The organism is Pseudomonas sp. NFACC08-1 (genome assembly GCF_900106735.1).
Classification (GTDB): Bacteria; Pseudomonadota; Gammaproteobacteria; order Pseudomonadales; family Pseudomonadaceae; genus Aquipseudomonas; species Aquipseudomonas fluorescens_Q.
Genome location: NZ_FNNL01000013.1, coordinates 114871 through 136708 on the forward strand (window position 1 = coordinate 114871; position 21838 = coordinate 136708).

The 21838-nt window shown below is 57.4% G+C and carries 20 protein-coding genes, 4 tRNA genes and 1 pseudogene; 11 read left to right on the forward strand and 14 right to left on the reverse strand.

Annotated elements, in window-relative coordinates; translation table 11 throughout:
* Positions 1–29 precede the first annotated feature (29 nt).
* The 3 genes from xopAW to BLU76_RS23645 all read right to left on the reverse strand — a co-directional run bounded on the left by xopAW (position 30) and on the right by BLU76_RS23645 (position 2734).
* On the reverse strand, positions 30–758 hold the full coding sequence (gene xopAW / locus BLU76_RS23635; protein WP_092224698.1) for an EF-hand domain-containing protein: 729 nt from the start codon (positions 756–758) through the stop codon (positions 30–32).
* Between the two features lie 174 nt (positions 759–932).
* Positions 933–1976, reverse strand: coding sequence for a sensor histidine kinase (locus BLU76_RS23640; protein ID WP_092224700.1), 1044 nt, complete (start codon positions 1974–1976; stop codon positions 933–935).
* Positions 1976–2734: a response regulator gene (locus BLU76_RS23645; RefSeq protein WP_092147885.1), complete on the reverse strand. Its 759-nt coding sequence runs from the start codon at positions 2732–2734 to the stop codon at positions 1976–1978. Before BLU76_RS23645 ends, BLU76_RS23640 begins: the two co-directional genes overlap by 1 nt.
* A 290-nt stretch (positions 2735–3024) precedes the next feature.
* Between BLU76_RS23645 and pyrF the strand changes: the two genes are divergently transcribed.
* Positions 3025–3723, forward strand: coding sequence for an orotidine-5'-phosphate decarboxylase (pyrF, locus tag BLU76_RS23650; protein ID WP_063324865.1), 699 nt, complete (start codon positions 3025–3027; stop codon positions 3721–3723).
* 56 nt (positions 3724–3779) lie between these two features.
* On the opposite strand, the gene BLU76_RS23655 is transcribed toward pyrF, so the two are convergent.
* Positions 3780–4784, reverse strand: a complete 1005-nt coding sequence (locus tag BLU76_RS23655; protein WP_092224703.1) for an NADP-dependent oxidoreductase — start codon at positions 4782–4784, stop codon at positions 3780–3782.
* A gap of 226 nt (positions 4785–5010) precedes the next feature.
* Here BLU76_RS23655 and BLU76_RS23660 point away from each other — a divergent pair, with 226 nt between their 5' ends.
* The 4 genes and pseudogenes from BLU76_RS23660 to BLU76_RS32410 all read left to right on the forward strand — a co-directional run bounded on the left by BLU76_RS23660 (position 5011) and on the right by BLU76_RS32410 (position 9445).
* A complete protein-coding gene (locus BLU76_RS23660) occupies positions 5011–5772 on the forward strand; it encodes an SDR family oxidoreductase (RefSeq protein WP_057451989.1) in 762 nt (253 codons plus the stop codon).
* 206 nt (positions 5773–5978) lie between these two features.
* A complete protein-coding gene (locus BLU76_RS23665) occupies positions 5979–7367 on the forward strand; it encodes an aminotransferase-like domain-containing protein (protein ID WP_092224705.1) in 1389 nt (462 codons plus the stop codon).
* 992 nt (positions 7368–8359) lie between these two features.
* Positions 8360–8536, forward strand: a pseudogene (locus BLU76_RS32405) (HAMP domain-containing protein); the annotation flags it as partial.
* 204 nt (positions 8537–8740) lie between these two features.
* Complete coding sequence (locus BLU76_RS32410) at positions 8741–9445, forward strand: methyl-accepting chemotaxis protein (RefSeq protein WP_371856966.1); 705 nt, start codon at positions 8741–8743, stop codon at positions 9443–9445.
* 196 nt (positions 9446–9641) lie between these two features.
* Here the strand turns inward: BLU76_RS32410 and BLU76_RS23675 are convergent, their stop codons facing one another.
* Positions 9642–10400, reverse strand: coding sequence for a hypothetical protein (locus BLU76_RS23675; protein WP_092147893.1), 759 nt, complete (start codon positions 10398–10400; stop codon positions 9642–9644).
* Between the two features lie 371 nt (positions 10401–10771).
* Between BLU76_RS23675 and BLU76_RS23680 the strand changes: the two genes are divergently transcribed.
* The 5 genes from BLU76_RS23680 to BLU76_RS23700 all read left to right on the forward strand — a co-directional run bounded on the left by BLU76_RS23680 (position 10772) and on the right by BLU76_RS23700 (position 12090).
* Positions 10772–10847: transfer RNA gene (locus BLU76_RS23680), tRNA-Glu, on the forward strand.
* A 2-nt stretch (positions 10848–10849) separates the two neighbouring features.
* Positions 10850–10925 (forward strand) — tRNA-Gly (locus BLU76_RS23685).
* A gap of 104 nt (positions 10926–11029) precedes the next feature.
* Positions 11030–11105 (forward strand) — tRNA-Glu (locus BLU76_RS23690).
* 3 nt (positions 11106–11108) lie between these two features.
* Positions 11109–11184: transfer RNA gene (locus tag BLU76_RS23695), tRNA-Gly, on the forward strand.
* Between the two features lie 273 nt (positions 11185–11457).
* Positions 11458–12090, forward strand: a complete 633-nt coding sequence (locus BLU76_RS23700) for a LysE family translocator (RefSeq protein ID WP_092224707.1) — start codon at positions 11458–11460, stop codon at positions 12088–12090.
* A gap of 67 nt (positions 12091–12157) precedes the next feature.
* Here the strand turns inward: BLU76_RS23700 and BLU76_RS23705 are convergent, their stop codons facing one another.
* From BLU76_RS23705 to BLU76_RS23720, 4 genes are all read right to left on the reverse strand, one after another.
* Positions 12158–13414, reverse strand: a complete 1257-nt coding sequence (locus BLU76_RS23705) for an aminotransferase-like domain-containing protein (protein ID WP_092224709.1) — start codon at positions 13412–13414, stop codon at positions 12158–12160.
* 62 nt (positions 13415–13476) lie between these two features.
* A complete protein-coding gene (locus BLU76_RS23710; RefSeq protein WP_092224711.1) occupies positions 13477–14622 on the reverse strand; it encodes a PLP-dependent transferase in 1146 nt (381 codons plus the stop codon).
* Positions 14619–16103, reverse strand: coding sequence for an AmmeMemoRadiSam system radical SAM enzyme (gene amrS / locus BLU76_RS23715; protein WP_063324873.1), 1485 nt, complete (start codon positions 16101–16103; stop codon positions 14619–14621). The genes BLU76_RS23710 and amrS overlap by 4 nt, the downstream gene beginning before the upstream one ends.
* Before the next feature lie 103 nt (positions 16104–16206).
* Positions 16207–16920, reverse strand: coding sequence for a YczE/YyaS/YitT family protein (locus BLU76_RS23720; RefSeq protein WP_092150191.1), 714 nt, complete (start codon positions 16918–16920; stop codon positions 16207–16209).
* A 188-nt stretch (positions 16921–17108) separates the two neighbouring features.
* On the opposite strand from BLU76_RS23720, the gene BLU76_RS23725 reads away from it, so the two are divergent.
* A complete protein-coding gene (locus tag BLU76_RS23725) occupies positions 17109–17540 on the forward strand; it encodes an Lrp/AsnC family transcriptional regulator (RefSeq protein ID WP_063324875.1) in 432 nt (143 codons plus the stop codon).
* Between the two features lie 73 nt (positions 17541–17613).
* Here BLU76_RS23725 and BLU76_RS23730 read toward each other — a convergent pair whose 3' ends face one another.
* The 5 genes from BLU76_RS23730 to BLU76_RS23750 are packed head-to-tail and all read right to left on the reverse strand — an operon-like array spanning position 17614 to position 21820.
* Positions 17614–18864: an MFS transporter gene (locus tag BLU76_RS23730; RefSeq protein ID WP_371914906.1), complete on the reverse strand. Its 1251-nt coding sequence runs from the start codon at positions 18862–18864 to the stop codon at positions 17614–17616.
* Positions 18828–19430 carry a DUF1349 domain-containing protein gene (locus tag BLU76_RS23735; RefSeq protein WP_092224714.1) on the reverse strand — a complete coding sequence of 201 codons (603 nt, stop codon included), beginning with the start codon at positions 19428–19430 and terminating at the stop codon, positions 18828–18830. Before BLU76_RS23735 ends, BLU76_RS23730 begins: the two co-directional genes overlap by 37 nt.
* 7 nt (positions 19431–19437) lie before the next feature.
* The gene (locus BLU76_RS23740) at positions 19438–20088 is read right to left on the reverse strand and encodes an HAD family hydrolase (RefSeq protein WP_092224716.1); all 651 of its coding nucleotides are present in this window, start codon (positions 20086–20088) and stop codon (positions 19438–19440) included.
* The gene (locus tag BLU76_RS23745; RefSeq protein ID WP_063324879.1) at positions 20088–20762 is read right to left on the reverse strand and encodes a dihydrofolate reductase family protein; all 675 of its coding nucleotides are present in this window, start codon (positions 20760–20762) and stop codon (positions 20088–20090) included. The genes BLU76_RS23740 and BLU76_RS23745 overlap by 1 nt, the downstream gene beginning before the upstream one ends.
* Before the next feature lie 29 nt (positions 20763–20791).
* The gene (locus BLU76_RS23750; RefSeq protein ID WP_092224718.1) at positions 20792–21820 is read right to left on the reverse strand and encodes an alcohol dehydrogenase catalytic domain-containing protein; all 1029 of its coding nucleotides are present in this window, start codon (positions 21818–21820) and stop codon (positions 20792–20794) included.
* Between the last annotated feature and the right edge of the window lie 18 nt (positions 21821–21838).

A 21838-nucleotide genomic window follows, 5' to 3' on the forward strand; every position in this document is an offset into this window, starting at 1 on the left:
TCCCGAGCGGCCAGGTGTGTACGGATGAATCAGGTCGCCACGTTCAGGTGTTTCCCTACAGTGGCGACGTTATCCAGCGAGTACTGCCGGCTGAGGTTGGCGATCATTCTGTTCAACGCTTCGCTGGCATTGGCCTGTTCGGTGGAACTGTCGCTGCGGCGACCGGCCTGCAAGGCGCTGCTCAGTTCGCTGGCGGTGACGGTGGCGTCGCCATCGGCATCGAGCTGGCTGAACAGCTCTTCACCGGAGGCCTGTTGCGGTGGTGGCGGTGGTGCAAGGCTGGCGGAGAGTTCGTCGAGGCTGACAGTGCCGTCTTCATTCTTGTCCAACGCCGAGAACACTTGCTGGCTGTCGGCATCGCTGTCCGTGCTGGCCAGGCCGTTGCTCAACTCATCGCTGCTGACCGAGCCATCACCGTCGCTGTCCAGGACGCTGAGCAGCGCATCGGCCAGTTCGGTATTCGGCGCCTGGCTCCGTGGCGGCGGAGGTGGTGGCGCCATTGCGGCCATTTCCTCGCTGCTCAGGTCACCACTACCGTCACTGTCCAGGTCGCCGAAATTGTCGCTCAGGCTGACCAGGATGCCATCGTCGCTTTTTTGCGACAGGGCAGTGCTCAACTCTTCCTGATTGACCGAACCGTCGCTGTCACTGTCGAGCTTGCTCAGCAGTTCCTTTTGAAACTGCTGGCTGCGGGCACTGCTGGTTGCGGTACTGCTGGTGCTGGTATAGGTGGAGTAACTGCTGACGCTACCGATCATGGGCGCTCTCCTTGGGCTGGGATAGCCGGTGGGTGCACCGGCTTATGCAGCCTCTGCGAGGGAGTTGTCTGGGGTGTGTGGAGTTTGTACCGGTGGGTGTACAAACTCAGTCCCGGCGCAGTGTCGAGTGTGGGAGCGAGCAAGCCCGCTCCCACAGAGGGACATCGGTGGGATTCAGGTGCGAGGCAGGCTGATCACCGCTGTCAAACCGCCCCCTGGCGTCTCTTCCAGGGTCAATTGCCCGCCCAGGCGTTCGGTGGCTTCCCGGGCGATGGTCATGCCCAGGCCGACGCCGCCGGAGTTGCGGTTGCGTGAGCCTTCCAGGCGAAAGAACGGCTCGAACACCGCCTCGCGTTTGTCCGCCGCAATACCGGGACCATGGTCGATGACACGAATCAGCACCTGCTTATGTTGGTCTTCCAGGCTAATCAAGGCATGACCGGCGTAGCGCAGGGCATTGTCGATGAGGTTGTTGAGGCACGAACGCAGCGCCATCGGTTGCACCTGCAGCGGTGCACAGGTCCCGCTGACCTGTACATCGGCGCCCTGGTCCTGGGCGTTTTCGCTCAACGATTCCACCAAGGCCTGCACGTCCATCCATTGCAACGCTTCACTGGTGCGCTGTTCGTGCAAGTAGGTGAGGGTGGCATCGAGCATGCCGATCATGTCGTCCAGGTCCTGGCGCATCTGGCCTTGCAGCTTGATGTCATCGATCTGCTCCAGGCGCAGCTTGAGCCGCGAAAGCGGCGTGCGCAGGTCATGGGACACCGCGCCGAGCATGCGCGAACGCTGCTGCACCTGCTCGCGAATCCGTTGCTGCATCAGGTTGAACGTATGGGCTGCCTGTCGCGCTTCACGGGGGCCGTTTTCATCCAGCGGCGGGCTGTCGAGGTTTTCGCTCAGGCGCTCGGCCGCATCGCTCAGGCGCTGGATGGGGCGGGTCAGGAGCTTGGCGCCGTACCAGGCCGCGACGATCAGGCACACGAATTGAAAGGTCAGCGGCACCAGCGGGCCGCCGAACCAGGGGCGCGCAGGGCGGTTAGGGGGCGGGCCGAAGCGCGGGGGGCTTTCGGCCTGTCGGGAGAATTCCGGCGGTGGCCCGGGAGGCGGCCTGTCGTATTGAGAAAACCAGGCAAACGCCAACAGGTGCGCCAGGACAATCGCCAGCAACAGCACGCCAAACAGGCGGCCGAACAGGGAGTCGAGGCGCAGTTGCATCAACCGATGTCCCGCGCGTCGAACAAGTAGCCTTCACCACGCACGGTCTTGATCAGTTGCGGGGCCTTGGGGTCGTCGCCCAGCTTCTGGCGCAGGCGTGATACAAGCAGGTCGATGCTGCGGTCGAAGGCCTCGATGGAGCGCCCGCGAGCTGCGTCCAGCAGTTGTTCGCGGCTGAGCACCCGGCGCGGTCGTTCGATGAAGACCCACAACAGGCGGAACTCGGCATTGGACAGCGGCACCACCAGCCCATCGGCGGAGATCAGTTGGCGCAGCACGCTGTTGAGCCGCCAGTTGTCGAAACGGATATTGGCCCGATGTTCGCTGCGGTCGTCGCGCACCCGGCGCAGGATGGTCTGGATACGCGCCACCAGCTCCCTGGGTTCGAATGGCTTGGCCATGTAGTCATCGGCGCCCAGCTCCAGGCCGATGATGCGGTCGGTGGGCTCGCAGCGGGCGGTGAGCATCAGGATCGGGATGTCCGATTCGGCGCGCAGCCAGCGGCACAACTGCAAGCCATCTTCACCCGGTAGCATCAGGTCGAGCACGATCACGTCGAAGTGCTCTGCCTGCATTGCCTGGCGCATGGCCGCGCCATCGGTCACGCCGCTGGCTCGTATGCTGAAGCGGGCGAGGTAATCGATCAGCAGCTCGCGGATCGGCAGGTCGTCATCGACGATCAGCGCGCGGGTGGTCCAGCGCTTGTCATCGTCGGGTACTTTTTGATCGTCAGAATTTGCAACAGGGGTGTTCTGCATGGATGCATCATCTGCCAGGTAGGCTGCCAACCGCAAAGAAGGCGGCGAGGTTGAGCCCTCAGCATAAGGCTTCGTACCGCGAGGCGTGAAGCGCTGAAAGGACGGGTTGCGGCGGCGGACGGTAGCGTGTCGACGTGTTGTACGCATGTCATGAATGTATCGGCTTCGACACAAAGGCCGGTATCGTCCATGCTGCTGGGGGACGATGATATTTACCGATCATCGGGTCCCGCACGGGCGCTCGTTCCGCTACAATGCGCGCCGATTTCGACTTGCCTGAGAGCCCGCTCATGTCCGCCTGCCAGACGCCCATTATCGTCGCCCTGGATTTCCCCTCCCGTGACGCCGCCCTGAAGCTGGCCGACCAGTTGGACCCCAAGCTTTGCCGGGTCAAAGTCGGCAAGGAACTGTTCACCAGTTGTGCTTCGGAAATTGTCGGGACCCTGCGCGACAAGGGTTTCGAAGTGTTCCTGGACCTGAAGTTCCACGATATTCCCAACACCACCGCCATGGCCGTCAAGGCAGCTGCGGAGATGGGCGTGTGGATGGTCAACGTGCATTGCTCCGGTGGCCTGCGCATGATGGCGGCCTGCCGTGAAGTGCTGGATCAGCGCAGCGGCCCGAAACCGTTGCTGATCGGCGTGACCGTGCTGACCAGCATGGAGCGCGAGGATCTGGCCGGGATCGGCCTGGACGTCGAGCCTCAGGAGCAGGTGCTGCGGTTGGCGGCGCTGGCGCAGAAGGCCGGCCTGGACGGTCTGGTCTGTTCGGCCCTGGAGGCCAGCGCCCTGAAAGCGGCTCACCCGTCGCTGCAATTGGTGACCCCGGGGATTCGTCCGGCGGGCAGCGCCCAGGACGACCAGCGTCGCATCCTGACTCCGCGCCAGGCGCTGGACGCCGGTTCCGATTACCTGGTAATCGGCCGTCCGATCAGCCAGGCCGCCGACCCAGCTCAGGCGCTGGCGGCGGTCGTGGCCGAATTGGCCTGACCTGACACCGAAGATCCCTAATGTGGGAGCAAGCTCGCTCCCACAGTTGTTTTGTGTCAGACCTTCAATACCAACTTCCCGAAGTTCTCCCCACTGAACAATTTGGTCAGTGTCTCGGGGAATGTCTCCAGACCTTCGACAATGTCCTCCTTGCTCTTGAGCTGTCCCTTGGCCATCCAGCCGGCCATTTCCTGTCCAGCGGCGGCGAACTGTGCGGCGTAGTCCATGACCACGAAACCTTCCATGCGCGCCCGGTTGACCAGCAGCGACAGGTAGTTGGCGGGGCCCTTCACCGCGTCCTTGTTGTTGTACTGGCTGATGGCGCCGCAGATCACCACGCGGGCCTTGAGGTTCAAGCGGCTGAGCACGGCATCCAGGATGTCGCCCCCGACGTTGTCGAAATACACATCCACGCCCTTTGGGCATTCGCGCTTGAGGCCGGCATGAACGTCTTCGTTCTTGTAGTCGATGGCGCCGTCGAAACCCAGTTCATCGACCAGGAACTTGCATTTATCGGCCCCGCCGGCGATGCCCACCACGCGACAGCCTTTGATTTTGGCGATCTGCCCGGCGATGCTGCCCACCGCACCGGCGGCGCCTGAGAGCACCACGGTCTCGCCCGCCTTGGGCGCGCCGACGTCCAGCAGGGCGAAATAGGCAGTCATGCCCGTCATGCCCAGTGCGGACAAATAACGTGGCAGCGGTGCCAGTTTCGGGTCGACCTTGTAGAAACCTCTTGGCTCGCCGAGGAAATAATCCTGCACCCCCAACGCACCGTTTACGTAGTCCCCGACCGTGAACCCCGGGTTGTTCGAGGCAATTACCTGGCCGACACCCAATGCTCGCATCACCTCGCCGATGCCGACCGGCGGGATATAGGACTTGCCCTCGTTCATCCAGCCGCGCATGGCTGGGTCCAGGGACAGGTATTCGTTTTTCACCAGGATCTGGCCGGCTGCCGGTTCGCCGACCGGTACTTGCTGATAGGTGAAAGTCTCGCGGGTCGCCGCGCCTACCGGGCGTTTGGCGAGCAGGAACTGGCGATTGGTCTGGGCAGTCATGGCGGGCACTCAAGATGAATGAAGCCTTGTTGATAGACCTTCGAAGCATTTGCCGCAAGGTCTGCTGATACAGCGAATGCAGTTCGATCCAACGCAGTGATAGTTCGCCCAGGGGCCTTATCACTGGCGCCCATGAGCGCTCAACCGGCAGTTGGATAGTGCTGCCGCGTCCTCGGGACCTGTGGCTAGACTGGCGGCATCTCCCGCATTCTTCGAGGAACAGACAATGAGCATGACGTTTTCCGGACAGGTCGCCGTGGTTACCGGCGCTGCCGCTGGCATCGGCCGGGCCACTGCCCTGGCGTTCGCGGCAGAGGGGCTGAAAGTGGTGGTGGCGGACCTCGACGTGGCGGGTGGCGAGGGCACGGTGCAGTCGATTCGTGATTCGGGCGGCGAAGCGGTGTTCGTGCGCTGCAACGTGACGCTGGAAAACGATGTGCAGCAGCTGATGGACGAAGTGATCAAGACCTACGGTCGTCTTGACTACGCCTTCAACAACGCCGGGATCGAGATCGAGAAGGGCAAGCTGGCCGACGGTACCCTCGATGAGTTCGACGCGATCATGGGGGTCAATGTGAAGGGCGTCTGGCTGTGCATGAAGTACCAGTTGCCATTGCTGCTGGCCCAGGGTGGTGGCGCGATCGTCAATACGGCCTCGGTGGCGGGCCTGGGTGCGGCGCCGAAGATGAGCATCTATGCAGCGTCCAAGCATGCCGTGATCGGCCTGACCAAATCGGCCGCCATCGAATACGCCAAGAAGAAAATCCGCGTGAATGCGGTCTGTCCGGCGGTGATCGACACCGACATGTTCCGTCGCGCTTATGAGGCGGACCCGAAAAAAGGTGAGTTCGCCAATGCCATGCACCCGGTGGGGCGTATCGGCAAAGTCGAGGAAATCGCCAGCGCCGTGCTGTATTTGTGCAGCGACGGCGCGGCCTTCACCACGGGCCATTCCCTGGCGGTGGACGGCGGCGTCACGGCGTTCTGAGGACTTGCCCTTCGGCTTGTAGGACGAAGCCCGCACTGGTTGCGGGCTTTTTCGTGGGGCGCTCGAAAAAACCTCGGAACGGTCCTTCAATGTGTTTCAAAGGGTGAGAATCGACGGTTTTGGCGACGTTGTCGTACATCGTCCCGTTGCGGCCTGTGCTTAACTGTTTCCGGAAATAAAACAAATGCTTAGGAGCTTGGTTACTCATGGAGTTGAGAATCGACCGACAGGCCCTGGTGCCTGTCGTGCAGCAAATCGTTGACGCGCTGACCGGCTGGATCCGACAGGATGCGGTACAACCGGGAACTCGGCTGCCATCCGTCCGCCAACTGGCGCGGGAGAACCTGCTCAGCCAGTCCAGCGTCAATGAAGCGTGTGAACGCCTGGTCGCCCAAGGCCTGTTGGCGTCCCGCCATGGTTCCAGCTTTTTTGTCGCTCCACCCCCGTCGCCCGGGCCCGAGCCCACTGATCAGAATCGACAGCAAGCCACGTTCACCGACGGGGGCGACAGCTCGCAATGGGAGTTGAAGCTGGGGTGTGGCGGGCTGCCCGAGAGCTGGCGTGAAAGCGACGACCTGGGCTATGCGATCCGCCAGGTCACTCGCACCGACATGGCGGGATTGTTCAACTACAGCACGTCGTTGGGGCTGCCTGCCCTGCGTGAGCAACTGTCCAGGCGCTTGAAACAATTCAATATCGAGGTCGATAAAGACCTGATCCTGACCACCACCGGGGCGACCCACGGGCTGGACCTGATCGTACGGACACTGTTGCCGCCGGGTTCCCGCGTGGTCGTGGAGAGCCCCGGTTATTCCAGCCTGTTCGACCTGCTCAGGTTGCACGACATCGACATGATCGAACTGCCCAGGACCCCACGCGGCCCGGACGTCGATGCGCTGCAAGACCTGCTGGCGATGCACCGGCCCACTGCGCTATTCGTCAACAGCGCCTGCCATAACCCGACCGGCACCAGCCTGGCTCCGGCCGTCGCTCAACGGCTGCTGCAATTGACGAAGGAGCACGGCGTACTGGTGATCGAAGACGATGCCTATGGCGATTTCCAGAGCTCGGCGCGGACCCGGCTCGCGGCACTGGATCCCGAGGTGGTCTACGTGGGCAGCTTTTCGAAAACCCTGAGCAGTTCGTTGCGCGTCGGTTTCGTGGTGGCCGGACCTTCCATCATTGCGCGCATGAGCGAGGTCAAGGGCATTACCAGCATGGGGGGATCGCGGTTCTGTGAGTCGGTCCTTGCCTGCCTCCTGGCCAATGGCGCCTATCGCAAGCTGGTCCAGCGCCAGCGGCAGCGTCTGGGTGCCGATATGGCGGCGCTGTTGCAGGTACTGGAAGACGCCGACTGGGAGGTCTTTGGCAAACCGGCCGGCGGGCTTTTCATCTGGGCAAGACCGCCATTGTGTGACTACGCTGGAGTACAGCGCCTGGCCAGGCGTTTTGGCGTGCTGCTGTCTTCGCGTAGCGCATTCAGCCCTTCGGGTGCCGACAGTGACTGGCTACGGATCAACGTGGCGTATGCCCGTGACCCCAGGGCGCTGGCGTTCTTCCGGGCAGCGGCTCTGGATCGACCTCTAGTGTCCTGAAAACGACGCAGCTGTAGCTTTTTGCCATTATTCCGACGCCAGCATCTTGTGTTGCAGGGCGTCTCGTTGCGAATCTGCAATCAACACACACTGGCAGAGGACTGAGCGCAATGATTTCCGCCGTGCAAGGACGTTTTGCCAACCTGGGTATGGCAAAGAAACTGGGTATCGGATTTGTCCTGGTGCTGTTGCTGACCGCAGTGGTCGCGGCCATCGGTGTCTGGTCCCTGCAGACCATCAGCCATCGCTTCGATGGCCTGAAACAGATGTCGTCCCTCAACAGCGGGTTGCTCAAGGTCCGGCTGCTGGAGCAGGAATACGCCTCGCGCTCCGACCCCAAGACCGCCGATGCGTTGCGCCAGGGGGTCGACGCTCTGGTGGCCCAGGCGAACGAACTCAAGGTGCAGTCGGCTGCCAACGTGCCGGTGATGAACGACGTGGAGCAGGCGCTGGGCGCGTATCGCAAGGCGTTCGACGAATTTGTCGGGTTGAGCCAGAGCAAGGACCTGGCGCTGGAAATGGCCAGTTGGTCGGTGTCCAGCGTCGCCAATAACCTGGATGTGTTGCAGGCCGGGCTGGCGGATGATGGCACCTATACCTTGAAAGATTCCGAGGGCAAGGAGGGGGCCGAGTTCATCGAGCAGGCCAACCAGGTCAGCGAAGTATCCCGCTTGATGTTGCAGGCCATGAACGAAGCGCGGGTCCGCCTGGACCAGAGTCGCAAAGGCAATGTCGAGGGCGCCGGAGAAGGCAGCATCGAACAGGCCGAGCAGGCGATGAAACAGGCCGAAGTGCTCAAGACCACGGTCAAGGACCCGGGTTACCAGACCGTGCTGAATGAAGTGGCCGGGCATATCGCCGGGTTCAATGAACAATTGGCCGAATACACCGGCCTGCTGGCGAAGGAAAAAGTCGTCTACCAGCAACTGCACGAGCGGGCCGATCAAGTGGTGGCGCGGGTTGACCAGGCCTTCGGTGCCGAAGACCAGGCCATGCAGACCGAACTGAAGAAAAATTCGCTGCTGATCATCGGTTCGTCGGCCTTGGCGTTGCTGGTGGGATTGATCGCGGCGTGGGTCATAACCCGGCTGATCGTGACGCCGCTGCGCAGTGTCATTCGCGTGGCCCAGCAGATTGCGTCGGGTGACTTGAGCGCCACGGTGGAGGTGACGCGCCGAGACGAAATTGGTCAGTTGATGCAGGCGATGCAACAGATGGGAGCGGGGCTGAGCAGTATCGTCAGCGGCCTGCAGGCCGGTATCGAGCAATTGGCCAATTCGGCCCAATCGCTGTCAGCCGTGACCGAGCAGACCAACCTGGAAGTCAGTAGCCAGAAAGAAGAAACCGAGCAGGTCGCCACGGCGATGAACCAGATGACGGCCACGGTGCATGACGTGGCACGCAATGCCGAAGAAGCCGCACAAGCGGCCCAGACTGCCGACGACAAGGTCGAAAGCGGCCAGCAGGTTGTGCGTCAGAGTATGGTGCGCATCGAACAGCTGGCCGATTCGGCCACGTCGGCCAGTTCCAGTATCGAAAGCCTCAGTGCCGAGATCCAGAACATCGGTACGGTGCTGAGTGTGATCAAGAGCGTGGCCGAGCAAACCAACCTGCTGGCGCTCAATGCCGCTATCGAGGCGGCCCGGGCCGGGGAGCAGGGCCGGGGTTTTGCGGTCGTGGCCGATGAGGTGCGGGCGTTGGCCAAGCGCACGCAACAGTCGACCGAGGAGATCGAGCGACTGGTGAGTGCCCTGCGTTCAGCGGCCCAGGCTTCCGTGCAGCAGATCCAGAGCAGCGGCGAGTTGGTGAAGATGGCGGTCAGCGATGCACTACAGACCGAAAGCGCCTTGGGCAGTATTGCGGCGGCGGTGTCGCTGATCCAACAGATGAACCAACAGATCGCGGCGGCGGCCGAGCAGCAGAGTTCGGTGGCCGAGGAGATCAATCGCAGTGTCACCAGCATTCGCGCCAGCGCCGATCAATCCTCTCTGGCGATGCGCGGCAATGCCGCTTCCAGCATCGAGCTGGCGCAGTTGGGGGTTGAGCTTAAGGGGATGGTGGGGCATTTCAGGTTGTGAGTCCGCGATAGCAGGTCCAACATTCCAACAGTTTTGCCTGCCTGGCGGTGTACGGGCATAGTTTACAGCCCCGTGGCGACGGAGCTTGCTCCCGCTGGGCGGCGAAGCAGACCCAAGATTCGTGGGAGCGCTGCGCACTCCAGCGGGAGCAAGCTCCCTCGCCACAGAAACTCCACCCGCATAGGGTGGAGCCGTATCAGTCGTAGACTTTCTTCTTCTTCCACTCGTCGTTGACTTCGGCTTCCTTCAGCCCTTCGGTCAACTGGTTGACTTCGCCTTCGACCGGCTGGGTGCTGGCCAGGACCTGGGCATTGGCGCGGGCCAGGAGTTTTTCCAGGTAGGCCAGTTGTTCGGCGTAGACCTGGGGTTCCTGTTGCTTGCGCAGGTACTGCACGCCGCGCTCGAAGGCCAGGCGGGCCTGCCCGGGTTGTTCTTGCTGCAGGGCTTGCTGGCCGAGGTTGTTGAAGAACTCGATGTGCAGCAGCACCAGGATGTGTCGCACTTCGCGAATCCAGCGCTTGGCTTCGTTAGGCGGCAGGAAACCGTCCTGGGCGGCACGGGTGATCTGGCCGTGCAAGGCCTCGAGCAGAAAACGTACGTCCTTGGCCTTGGCTTCGGTCTGGATCGGTGCCGGTGGATTGTTCACCGGGATCGATTCACCTTGGGCGGCCAGTGCGCTCAATTCGTCCAGGCGTGCCTTGACCGCAGAATTGGTTTTCTCCAGGTTCAGCAGGCGCTGACAGACGTTCATCTCAAGGCGCGTCATCAACAACTTCAGGGCAGGGGTCATCAACTGCCCGGGGAAGGTTTCGGTGAGCTCCCCACAGCGACGCATGCGGTCGTTGAGTTCTACCTTGGTGCGGGCCTTTTCCAGCTTGTTGTTTTCCACCACGTGGTTCATGTAGCCAATGGCGATCAACAGGGCGATCCCGGCTACGACGAGCAGGGTGATCATGAGTGGTGTCACCGGTAAGACCTCTTTATTGTGGTACGCATGTCATGAGTGTAGTGGCTTGGCTTTTAAGCGCATAGGTCCGAGCGACGCGATTAGACGGGCGTCGTGCTGTTTATAGGAAGCATAACCGGATGGGTGCACATTGCCATCATTTGCCGGGCTCGACTATAGCGTCTCGGCGGGTGACAGAATATAGGCGCCAGAGACCGGGCGGGTAAAATGTCCGGATCGCCCCCAAACCGGGCGAAGTCATTGATTTAAATAAATTTATATCTGGGGGTTGACGACCCTTCAATCCATCCATAGAATGCGCGCCACTTACAGCGTAAAGCACTCAGCCAAACGCTGTAAGCAGTGAATGTTGTACGTGTGTCCCCTTCGTCTAGTGGCCTAGGACACCGCCCTTTCACGGCGGTAACAGGGGTTCGAGTCCCCTAGGGGACGCCAATGCGGGAATAGCTCAGTTGGTAGAGCACGACCTTGCCAAGGTCGGGGTCGCGAGTTCGAGTCTCGTTTCCCGCTCCAATTTTAAACAGCGTTGCTTTCGGGCAGGGCTGAGTGAAACCAGAACCAAATCTTCGGAGGCGGATCTGGGCACTGGAACACACACCATGTGTTCCGGGCAGCGTGTCCCCTTCGTCTAGTGGCCTAGGACACCGCCCTTTCACGGCGGTAACAGGGGTTCGAGTCCCCTAGGGGACGCCATTTGCGGGAATAGCTCAGTTGGTAGAGCACGACCTTGCCAAGGTCGGGGTCGCGAGTTCGAGTCTCGTTTCCCGCTCCAAATTCAAAAAAACGCCGCTCATTTGAGCGGCGTTTTTTTTTGCGCGTAAAAAAGGCCATCTCAATGCCCAAGGTTATGTTTCCGGCGCTCAAGGGGCTTTGACCAGCGATTCGTCTTGTCTGAGGGGGCTGACGACGATTTTCCTTAATATTGAAGGGGAGTGGAGAATACTTCCTGCAAAATTCAAGGGAAAACGCCTAGGAAGATTAATAGTTCATTCCTAAAGAAATGCACTTCTCCTAACCTTCCAGTACCCATTCTGGAGATGCATTTATGCTGATTTTCGTTAAATCGATGGTCATTGGGCTGTGCATTGCAGCCCCTGTAGGACCCATTGGGCTGTTGTGCATACAGCGAAGTCTGATGCTTGGGTGGAGAGCCGGTTTCGCGACGGGATTGGGCGCGGCCACAGCCGATTCGATCTATGGATTCATCGGTGCCCTGGGGGTCACCGCCATCATTGCGACGCTCATCAGCTTTAAACCTTGGTTGTGTATTTTCGGTGGGCTGTTCCTCGCCTACATTGGCTATCAGACAATACGATCGAAGGGCGGCGCGACAGCCATGGCGGGTGAGCGGGCCAACCTGTTCAAAGCCTACTCGACCACGCTGTTCCTGACGCTTTCCAACCCCATGACCATTTTGTCGTTTATCGCGATATTTGCTGCGTTGAGTGATGGCATGGCCAGTGACCAAGGCGGCCAGCACGCCTTGCTGCCGATGGTGACCGGTATCTTCCTGGGCTCGGCTGCCTGGTGGCTGGGGTTGAGTGGGTTCTCCTCCATTTTCAAGGCGCGGATTGCCGAATCGAAACTAAGGCTGATCAACTACTTTTCAGGGGCAACCATCGCCCTCCTGGGGGCCTACCAGGTCGCCACTGGCGTCATGCTGGCCACGGCAATCTGACCCAAGCTTTTATGCCTCGCTGAGCGGGGCATAAGCCTTGGTGTCTCCCTACGTGCACGCAGGACGTTTATTGCAGCCTGAACTCGACGTACGCCCTGAAACGGCCTATCGCCTGGGTGATTTGCGAGGTGGTTGCATTGCTGAATGACAGCCTGACCTGGGTGGTGGCCTCATTCATCAGTGAAAACAACGTGGTGGGAAATACAATCACCTTGAACAGCCTGGCGCATTCGCGCATTTCAAGATATCCAAAGACGAAAGGCAGTTGCACATTGATGAAGAAGCCGCCTGCCGGATGATTCCAACTGACCGCTCTTTGAGCGCCGGCTTTGAGTGGAAATTCGCGCTCAAGGCATTCAAGCATGTGATTCCTTTTATTTGTATAAGACAGCACCCTGGGTTGGTTCAGCTCTCTCAACGAGTAGTGGTGCTCGATCAGCAAGCCTGCGACAACCGCTTGGCACAGGGCGGGGGTGTTCACCGTGATCAGGCTTTTGGCTTTGCACAATCGACCGCTGAAGGACATGACCCCAGTGCCCTCTGGGGCGACCACATAGCCCATGCGCAAGCCCGGGAAAATCGATTTGGCAAAGGAGCCCAGCAAGAACACCCGACGGCTGTCGATGGACTTCATCGACGCAATGGCATCGCCTTCGTACCTGAAGTAACGGTAGGCAGTGTCTTCGAGAATGAAAAAGTTCTTTTCCTCGGCCAGAGAGAGCATGGCTCTCCTGTCGTCATGGGAAAGGCTGTCGGCAGTAGGATTGCTAAAGTCCGGAATCGCATAAAGCGCCTTGATTCTTTCACCTCTGGATTCCAGTGCTTCGATGAACCTGCGCAGGGCGATCGGATCAAGAAAGGCGGCCATGGGGACGGGGACTACTTTTATACCCAGCAGTTTTGCGATACCCGTGATCCCGGAAAACACCGGATCAGGTACCAATAAAACCCCTCCGCCTTCAAAAATGGACAGGAGCGTCAAGGTGCAGGCTTCTTGAAAGCCCATGCACACCACAATGCTTTCAGGGTTGGCAACGTTGATCGCTTCATCCACCTGCAGATGGCTGGCGATTATTTCATTGATGATTCCAGCGGTTTTTCCATATTGGCAAAGCAGCGTCGCAAGTGACTGCTCGGTGCCGGCAACGTGATCTTTGTATTGGCTCATGCCCCTGTCGATGAGCGAAGGGTCGCACTGCTCATCATCGGGTCGACCGGAGGCCAGTGAAATGGCCTCCGGGTTTTCTTGGGCAATCGAGTTTAGTAGGTGAATGACGTTCAGGATGGGGGCGTCGAATATCGTGCTTTCGAATGCGCTGGACACTTTCGCTTCTCCATAAAAAAGCAACGAGCCATTGAAGGCCCGTTGCTCATGATCAACACCCGCTACGCAGGATCGAGTGAGCTTTCTTGATCGACCATGCGCTCCATGGCTTCGAATGCCTGCAGCAGGTCTTCCTTGAGGTCATCCAGGTCCTCCAGGCCAAAGCACAATCGAACCAGGCCTTTCTCGATGCCCATGTCCGCTTTTTCCTGATCCGTCATCGAGGCATGGCTGCCACTGAAGGGTTGGGCAACCATCGACGTCACGCAGGCCATTCCCGTGCCTGTGCCAAACCATTTGAGCGTGCTGGTGAACGTTTTGTAGAAGGGAACCAGGTCGGGTCGAATATCGACAAACACAATGCCGCCGTAACCGGTCAGTTGTTTGCCATCGATGCGTGGGTAATAGACATGCTCGATAAAAGGCAGCTCGCGCAGATAGTTGAGCATGCTGGCTGTCGTCTGGCTGTGCTTTTCCATGCGCAGGTTGAACGTCTGCATGCTTCTGCGAAGCAACCATGCGCTATTGGGCGTTAATATCGTGCCTGAATAAAAGCGACCCTCAAGCAGGCGGTTGTAAATCATTTCACTGTTGACCAGAACCAGGCCGCCCATGACGTCGCTATGCCCGGAGAAGTATTTGGTGGCGCTGTACAGTGAAATGTCGGCGCCAAAGTTCAACGGCTTCTGAAATATCGGTGTGGCCCAAGTATTGTCAACCACCACCAGCGCTTGCGGGTTGTTTTGCTTGACGGCCCGGCTGACCGCATGAATATCAATGTCTTTCAGGAACGGGTTGGTCGGTGTTTCGAAAATGACCATGTCGACGTTCGCCGGCAAGGCATTCAACCCGTCTTGCGTGGTGAGATCCAGAATCGTCAGGTGTGCGCCGATGCGTGCTGCATACCGCTGGAACAATTTATAAGAGCAGCCATAGATGTATTTGTTGATGACCAGTGAAGCACCCGGCTTCAACAGTTCCAACACCATGTAGATGGCGCTCATCCCGGTGCTGTACGCCAGGGCATATTCGCTGCCCTCCAGGGACGCGACAACCTGTTCCAATTCACTCACGTTGGGATTGGCCTTCCTTGAGTAGAAGAAGGCCGAGTCAGCGCTGAAGGCGCTGCACTGATAAATAGGCGTGACCGAAGGTCGGGCGTCCCGGTCATCGACCTTGATATGAAGTATTTCAGTAGACACTTTCATGCTTGGCTGACCAGTTTGATGACCTGTTCATACATGTTCTGCTTGCCCTCGTAACCAATGGTCGGGGTAATGTCGTTTTGCGAAATACCAATTTCTTCAATCGATTCGGTGGGAAAGTGAGCCCTGTCGAATACTTCATGAAGGTTCGAGTTCACCCCGTTGGGGAGCCAGACCTCAGGACCGGTTTCGTCGATGCGTGCCTTGGCAATAATGAATCGATAGCTTTCATGGGGCCGCAGCGTCAGTGATTTCCAATCGCTGTTGTGCCCGTCCGTATAGTTGCGCCGCAGGTAGACGGTCTGTTCGAAATCTTCGGTATTCAGCACTTGAGCGTGCAGCGACACGATATCCCCATGCCACTCGAACTTGCGTTTCTCGTAAGCGCTCAGCGCCTCCTCTCGCAGCTCGACAGGAACGTTCGCCTGGTGTTCGCCCAGCAGTTTGAAATGCGCATCGTGCCCGCATTGAGAGCAGCAACCCTTGCTGTCCAGCCCGATGATTTCAGCGTTCAAACCATAGCGGGTGACGAGCAGGGCGTTACAGTTGTTGCAACTGGTGTTGGTTCCCTCAACGTCATTCACGTTGCCCAGATAGACATGCTCTACGCCCATGCTCCGAGCAACGTCCCGAGCCTTCAGCAACCGGTCCACGGGGGTACGGATGCTGTTGCTCATTTTGTAATCGGGATGGAACCTGACGAAGTGCAACGGCACATTCGGGCCCAGCTCATCCAATACCCACTGGCTGATTTTCCGGGCCGTTTCCTCGTCGTCGCTGATGTCGGTCACCATCAAGGTGCTGACCTCGACATATTTGCCGGCGTCGTAGACCTTCTTGATTCCCGCCAGGACTGGCTCTACCCAGCCGGTGGTGACCTTGCGGTAGTATTCCGGGGAAATGGATTTCAGCGAAATCGAGAAAATATCGATGACCGGCAGTAATTCATCAATGGCTTCTTCACTGATAAAGAATGCCGATTTATATAGGTTGATCAGGCCCGCTTCCTTGGCCAGCCTTGCCGTGTCGAGGATGAACTCATGCCAGACAACGGGATCGTTATACGTCCAGGAAATGACGCGTATGCCGTGCTTGAGTGCGGTTTCCACAACTTGTTCAGGGGTGTAGTAGTAAACGTCTTTGTCGGTGACGTACTTGGCCTGCGAGGTCTTCCAGTTGTGGCAATAACCGCAGTTGAGCATGCAGCCGATATTGCCCAGGGACAGGATCCGCTCTCCAGGAGCAAAGTGGAAAACGGCTTCGGTCTCAATCGTTTCTTCCGTGCTGTGAACACCTTTGCCGTAGTTCAATGTAACGAGTCTGCCGCCTCGGTTCCCGCGCACTTTGCAAAAACCTACCTTGCCCTCCTGTATGACACAGTTTCGCGGGGAAAGATGACACTTGACGACGCCCCCCGGGAGTATTTCTTCCAGTTTTGCCGGGCTGCTTTCCAAGGTCCAGTTTTTATTTTTTGTAGTGTCCATCTTTCTCACTCCTCATCACGGAAGTTGTTATCAATATCATCGGTTGAAAAAAATCGAGGCGAAACAATCCCGCTGCCATGGATGGCAACTATCTTTATGGGTGTTAGTAGGCGGATGAAGCGCGAATCAATCCATAGTTCTTGAGAGAAAAGCGCTTGGCATTCATGTTCATGAAGGGTTGAATAAGCGGGCCGATCACCAGCAGGAATGCGATCGTTCCCACGCCGAACGGGCCGCCTAAAAGCCATCCGCTCGAAAAGATGCCGATTTCAATGATCATTTTGGCTTTGGTGAATGACCAGCCCCACTTGGAAACCATGGTCAGGACCACGAGGTCCATGATTCTGATTCCAATACCGCTCATGATGATCAGCGCGGAGGAGTAGGCACATAACACCAGTCCCGTCGCCAATAACATGTACTCATTCATTCTCGCGATCAAATACTCTCCGAGCCCCAACCCTGACCAGAGATCAATCAACAGGCCGGTCAGCGTTGTTGTAATAAAGGGACTTATCGGCGGGTATTTTTTGTTCCAGAGCATCCACCATGTCAGGAAGAAGAGCGACACGATAGCCGAACAAATGCCCATGCCGAGCATAAGTATTTTATCGATGGAAATGATCAAGACGTCTAATGGGTCGGTACCCAGTTGACTGATGATGAAGCACTTGGCGCCCAGTGAAAAGAAACCGACACCCGTCAAGTACATCAGGAGCTGGTCCTTCTTGAAGTGGCGAAAACTTAGTACTTGCGTGCCAATGTACTGAGCGAATGAGTATGACTTTTTTCCACACTTTATCTTCTCATCTTCCATGCGAGCACCATCCCTGGAGAGAATATTTTATTATGAGTGCGTCACGCTAAAGAGCAGGGCTATTGATTGCCCTCAGGCTTTCAGGCTGGAAATAGACTAGCGCTCTGCTTTATTTTGGTGCATGCTTTTTTTAATGAAAAACGCGGGCTTTTCATTAAAATTTATACTTTTAACCGGGGAAAACGCACATGGATCGTATAGACGTCAAAATCCTGGGTAAGGTACAGGACTGTGGTCGCATTTCCATCACAGAGCTTTCCAAGCACGCAGGTCTTTCTATTCCTGCCACCAATGACAGGTTGCGCAAACTTGAAGACTCAGGGGTCATCAAGGGCTATCACGCTCAGTTAGATCCAACCAAACTGGGGTACGGCATATCAGCTGTCGTCGGCATCACCACCCTCAAGCCGGCGAAATCCAAATTAATAGCAACGCTCACCGACATACCTGAAGTCGTTGAATGCCTGCACATCACGGGAAACGATTCCTATCTGATCCGGATCTACGCCAGATCCATGGCTGAAATCGAGGACATCATTGCGAAAATCAACGCATACGGAGAGACGCGTACCAGCATTGTCCTGTCCATTCCCATCGAGAGAAGAAAGCTCGCCCCGTGAGTCAGGGCGCCTGTCAGGCAGGGGCGGGGAGTGCTCGATCGACGAGGTCGCTCCCCGGCCATGGGCGTCCGGTCTAGCTCTGGCACGGGTGGGGATGCTTCTGTGGCCAGCGAGACATCCACACGAGTAATAGCATCATGGCGGCGGGGCAGAGGGTGACCGCCAGTAAACCGATGTGCAAATCCGAATGCGCTGAAATAATTCCCACAAGCCATGGAATCAGACTGCATCCGGCATTACCCGAGGCTGTCAGTACAGAGAACATGGTTGCTCCACCTTGAGGGTAGGCATCTGCGGTAATGGCGAGCATCGTGGGCCATAGGCAACTGCCTGAGAACCCTGCGGCGATGGCAGCGGTTAACGCCAATGCGGGGCTGGGGGTGAAGCTGATCACGAAAAACAGGACGACGGTCACGGCGCAGCAGCCTAGCATCAGTGAAACGGCGGGTATCCGTTCTTGCAGCAGAGCGGCAGCCATGCGCCCGAGGGCCATGCCCACTGAAAAACCGGCGAGCGCAAACCCCCCCACTTCTTTCGAGTAGCCCAATCCTTGTTCAGCGAAGGCGGGCAGCCATTGAGACAGTCCCGTTTCCGTAGCTCCTCCTAGAAAGATGGCGATCATGCAGGCGATGAAATAGGGTTGTCTGATAAGCGCGGGCATGGATTCGCGTTGCACGTGCTCCTGTATCAGCGGTGGCAGGGGCAATCGCAGGAACAATAGAAAGGTTGCAAGCGGGGCAACGATCAAGCCCAAGGCGACCATGCGCCAGGAAATGTCCCATCTCAGGGCGATGCTTGCGATCAGCACGGCACTTACCGCGCCAATGCAGAAATACGAATGCAGCCAGTTCATGGCGGCGCTTCGGCGCTCGGGTTGCAGGGCTGCGACAATAGGGCTGAGGATCATATCCAGCACACCCGCACCGAAACCCATGATGGCAACCGCGAAGAGCAGGAAGGTATAGGAAGGGGCAAAAGCCACAAGGGCCAGACCTGCTGAAGTGGTCATCAGCCCAAAGAGAATGATCCGCCTGGCGTCCCCTCGGTCTGCCAATGGCCCGGTGACCAGAATGGCCACTATAAAGCTGAGGAACATGACCGCCGGAATCCGTCCCAGTTGCTCCGTGGTCAGCCCTGACGAGGGGCCAAAGGCATCACTGAACGTCGTCAGGTACACCGGCAGGAAGTTGAGTGCCATGGCCAGGCACAGCATGGCTGCATAACAAGCGTAAAGCGCGTGTCGATGGGGATTGGGCGCAGACAGCATCAGGTATAAAACTCTTGAAATTAGAAACGTGGGGCGCCGTGCGCTTTCCAACAGCATTCAGTCCATTCAATCTCTGAAAAGTGTGCCGCGAAAGATGAATCGCCCGGGCTACTGGCAAAGAACCCGAACCGGACGAGTTCTTCTGCATGGAGCAGGTGGAACATACGCATCATGCAGAACTGTGTCCCGTCAACCGAGTTTTCCAGAAGGAAGTCGCTGCCTCTTCGGCTCAGGCGGTAATACATGGTCTGGGTGACGCGATCGAAATCAGCCATGGACCAGTCTGAAAAACCATTGTTGGTCACGACAGAGAACAGCTGCTGGAAACCATTGTTCTGGTATTCGATGCCGCTTTTCATCCAGTGGTTTTTATCTTGATAGATAAACAGGCCGCATTGGTCAAAGTAGGTACTTGAGGCAAAAGATACCTTGGCCTTCAATGTCCAGTATTGTTCCTCGTTGGCAACCACAATGGCCGGCGCATTGTCATACTCCAGGCCGTAATAGGTGCCTCGCCAGAAGTCGGTGTCGGGTGTGGTGTGGATAATGATTTCCTGATCATTGATGGACGATCGCTCGGGGACGTTAATCCAGGTCCAGTCTGAAATACTCAGTTTTTTCATGCGTTTATTACCCGAAAAGCCAGTGGTTTATTTCCCAGTGGTGGTGAACACGTAAATCCGCCGCGCTCAGGTCCTGCTGCCCTGAATTGGGGTTGAGCAAACCCGCGCAAAACATGCTGGCGGCTTTTGCTGCCGCCACACCATGAGCGGAGTCTTCAATCACCACACAGGATGACGGTGGGAGACCCAGGCGTTGGGCGGCCGTGAGAAAAATCTCGGGATCTGGCTTGCTGTGCGTAACGTCATCGCCACACACGATCTCACTGAAAAAAAGCTGCAGCCCAGCGTTACGTAAAATCAGCTCAACGAGTGCTCGCGGTGAAGAGGAGGCGACTGCACAAGGTATTCCCGCTCTCTTTAATGCGCCGAGAAGTTCTGTCACGCCTGGCATGGGAGGCAGGGGGGCGGAACTCAATACTTCCATCAACTGCCGGTGATGCTCTGCCATGAGGCAGTCCAGATCTTCTGCAAGCCCGTATTCGGTTTTGATGGCGCTCCACATATGACGCTGCGTGGTGCCTACAAAACGAGACAGTTCTGCCTCATCAAGCACCACGCCATGGCGTGCATAGGAATGTCTTTCCTGTTTCATATAGACCGGCTCACTGTCCACCAGCACACCGTCCATATCGAAAATGAACCCCTGGAAAGCCAGCATCAATGCGCACGCCGCTGTTGAGGGTCACGCTTGAAGTGCAGGAAGTTATAGTGTGAGCGTGCTTCAAACTCATGCAGCTTGAAGGCTTTGGTCATTTCAATGTCTTGGAATCCTTCGCCATCTATTAGCGTGGTAGTGTCTGAGCCGCCAATGATGATAGGCAATTGCATGAGCATGATTTCGTCGACTAGATCAAGATTGAATACCTGCCAGTTCAGGTGGCCACCCCCTTCAACCATGATGTGATTTATTCCGCGAGCTTCAAGCATCGGGAAGAGCTGTTTGAAGTCGACTCGTGCGGTTCCTGCAAAAAGAACCTCTTTACCATGCGCGCGGATGTGCTCGACCATCTTGTGGTCACGTGCTTCTTCTGTCGTTGCGATGATAGTGTGTTCGGGAGAACTGAAGATTTTCGCAGAAGCTGGGAAGTTGAGCGATGTCGTAGGAATGATACGCACAGGATTACGACCGGACTCATAGCGATTGGTCAATTGAGGATCGTCGGTGATAATCGTATTGCGACCGACCATGATGGCATCGACTTCACCGCGGAATTTATGAATGAAGCGCATGTCTTCATCGTCGAAATGCTGAAACAGCGGTTTGCTGGAGGCTTCATTGCCGAGCGTCAGTTTGCCATCGATGGAAATCTGGCTGAATACAGTAACTTTCATAAGGGGTCTACTTGAAGGGCTGGTTAGCTTTAGCGTGACAAGTGCTTGGGATTGGGGGTGAAGACGCTTTTTATCGTGGGTGCGCAAGGATCATTCAACAAACTGTCAAATGCTGTTGAATAAGCTTCAAGGGGATAACGGTGGGTGACTAGCTTTCCAAGTTCAGGAAGCCTGTGGGCAATGCGCAGCGCCCGGGGGAAGTGCTGGTTGTACTCGCCTGCGGCAATGATACTGATGGCATTGACCAAGAAGTGTTTTGCAGGGAGTGAATATTCATAATTCCCGTTGAATCCGAACAGGACAATCCTGCCACCTCGGGCAACCCGGCTGGCGGCTGTCTCGAGCTGATTACCCACGGTATCGATGACAACATCGTATTTTTCCTGGTTTTGCCCAAGGCACTCAAGTTCCTCAGGGCGCACAATGTTCAAACCCAGGGAGTGTCCGAATTCGATTCGAAAGGTATTCAAATCGGTAGCACATGTATGGACGCCCATCGCGCTCAAAAGTAGTTGTGCGACCAGGCTCATGGGGCCCGATCCTAGAAGCAGCACACGTTCCCCCGCTTTGATGGAGGCTTGTTCAATGTTGTTCAAAATACAGGCTACGGGTTCAACCAAGACGGCTGTTTCCCAACTCATGTCGTCTGGGATGCAGTGTACAAAGCGCTCGCGTGTTATGAATCGCTCCGCAAATGTACCGTGCTTGTTGACGCCGGCGATGTCCAGGCCCGCATTTGAACCGCCATTGCATAGATGGGTTCTAGCGGCGTTGCAATGTTCGCAGTTACCGCAGTATTCGTTGGGGTCTATCACCACACGCATCCCTTTACGCGTGCGTTTGACGCCTGCCCCTACATTGACAACGACGCCGACCGCTTCGTGACCACGGACGATTCCCACCTGTCCCTCTTCACGCCCGGACAATACCGCCAGGTCTGTTCCGCAAATGCCGGAGAATACAATGTCTATTTCTATACCATCGGCGGGTAGCGTTTCGGACACTTCGTGACTCACCAAGCTCAACGTTCGTGTGCTCGCTAAACTGATTGCTTTCATATACCCATCAGCGCTCTA

What these genes read in the sequence shown, in the direction of transcription:
- xopAW (WP_092224698.1), bottom strand. Translation starts at nt 758, where the DNA reads ATGATCGGTAGCGTCAGCAGTTACTCCACCTATACCAGCACCAGCAGT.
- BLU76_RS23640 (WP_092224700.1), bottom strand. Translation starts at nt 1,976, where the DNA reads ATGCAACTGCGCCTCGACTCCCTGTTCGGCCGCCTGTTTGGCGTGCTG.
- BLU76_RS23645 (WP_092147885.1), bottom strand. Translation starts at nt 2,734, where the DNA reads ATGCAGAACACCCCTGTTGCAAATTCTGACGATCAAAAAGTACCCGAC.
- pyrF (WP_063324865.1), top strand. Translation starts at nt 3,025, where the DNA reads ATGTCCGCCTGCCAGACGCCCATTATCGTCGCCCTGGATTTCCCCTCC.
- BLU76_RS23655 (WP_092224703.1), bottom strand. Translation starts at nt 4,784, where the DNA reads ATGACTGCCCAGACCAATCGCCAGTTCCTGCTCGCCAAACGCCCGGTA.
- BLU76_RS23660 (WP_057451989.1), top strand. Translation starts at nt 5,011, where the DNA reads ATGAGCATGACGTTTTCCGGACAGGTCGCCGTGGTTACCGGCGCTGCC.
- BLU76_RS23665 (WP_092224705.1), top strand. Translation starts at nt 5,979, where the DNA reads ATGGAGTTGAGAATCGACCGACAGGCCCTGGTGCCTGTCGTGCAGCAA.
- BLU76_RS32410 (WP_371856966.1), top strand. Translation starts at nt 8,741, where the DNA reads ATGACGGCCACGGTGCATGACGTGGCACGCAATGCCGAAGAAGCCGCA.
- BLU76_RS23675 (WP_092147893.1), bottom strand. Translation starts at nt 10,400, where the DNA reads ATGATCACCCTGCTCGTCGTAGCCGGGATCGCCCTGTTGATCGCCATT.
- BLU76_RS23700 (WP_092224707.1), top strand. Translation starts at nt 11,458, where the DNA reads ATGCTGATTTTCGTTAAATCGATGGTCATTGGGCTGTGCATTGCAGCC.
- BLU76_RS23710 (WP_092224711.1), bottom strand. Translation starts at nt 14,622, where the DNA reads ATGAAAGTGTCTACTGAAATACTTCATATCAAGGTCGATGACCGGGAC.
- amrS (WP_063324873.1), bottom strand. Translation starts at nt 16,103, where the DNA reads ATGGACACTACAAAAAATAAAAACTGGACCTTGGAAAGCAGCCCGGCA.
- BLU76_RS23720 (WP_092150191.1), bottom strand. Translation starts at nt 16,920, where the DNA reads ATGGAAGATGAGAAGATAAAGTGTGGAAAAAAGTCATACTCATTCGCT.
- BLU76_RS23725 (WP_063324875.1), top strand. Translation starts at nt 17,109, where the DNA reads ATGGATCGTATAGACGTCAAAATCCTGGGTAAGGTACAGGACTGTGGT.
- BLU76_RS23730 (WP_371914906.1), bottom strand. Translation starts at nt 18,864, where the DNA reads ATGCTGTTGGAAAGCGCACGGCGCCCCACGTTTCTAATTTCAAGAGTT.
- BLU76_RS23735 (WP_092224714.1), bottom strand. Translation starts at nt 19,430, where the DNA reads ATGAAAAAACTGAGTATTTCAGACTGGACCTGGATTAACGTCCCCGAG.
- BLU76_RS23740 (WP_092224716.1), bottom strand. Translation starts at nt 20,088, where the DNA reads ATGCTGGCTTTCCAGGGGTTCATTTTCGATATGGACGGTGTGCTGGTG.
- BLU76_RS23745 (WP_063324879.1), bottom strand. Translation starts at nt 20,762, where the DNA reads ATGAAAGTTACTGTATTCAGCCAGATTTCCATCGATGGCAAACTGACG.
- BLU76_RS23750 (WP_092224718.1), bottom strand. Translation starts at nt 21,820, where the DNA reads ATGAAAGCAATCAGTTTAGCGAGCACACGAACGTTGAGCTTGGTGAGT.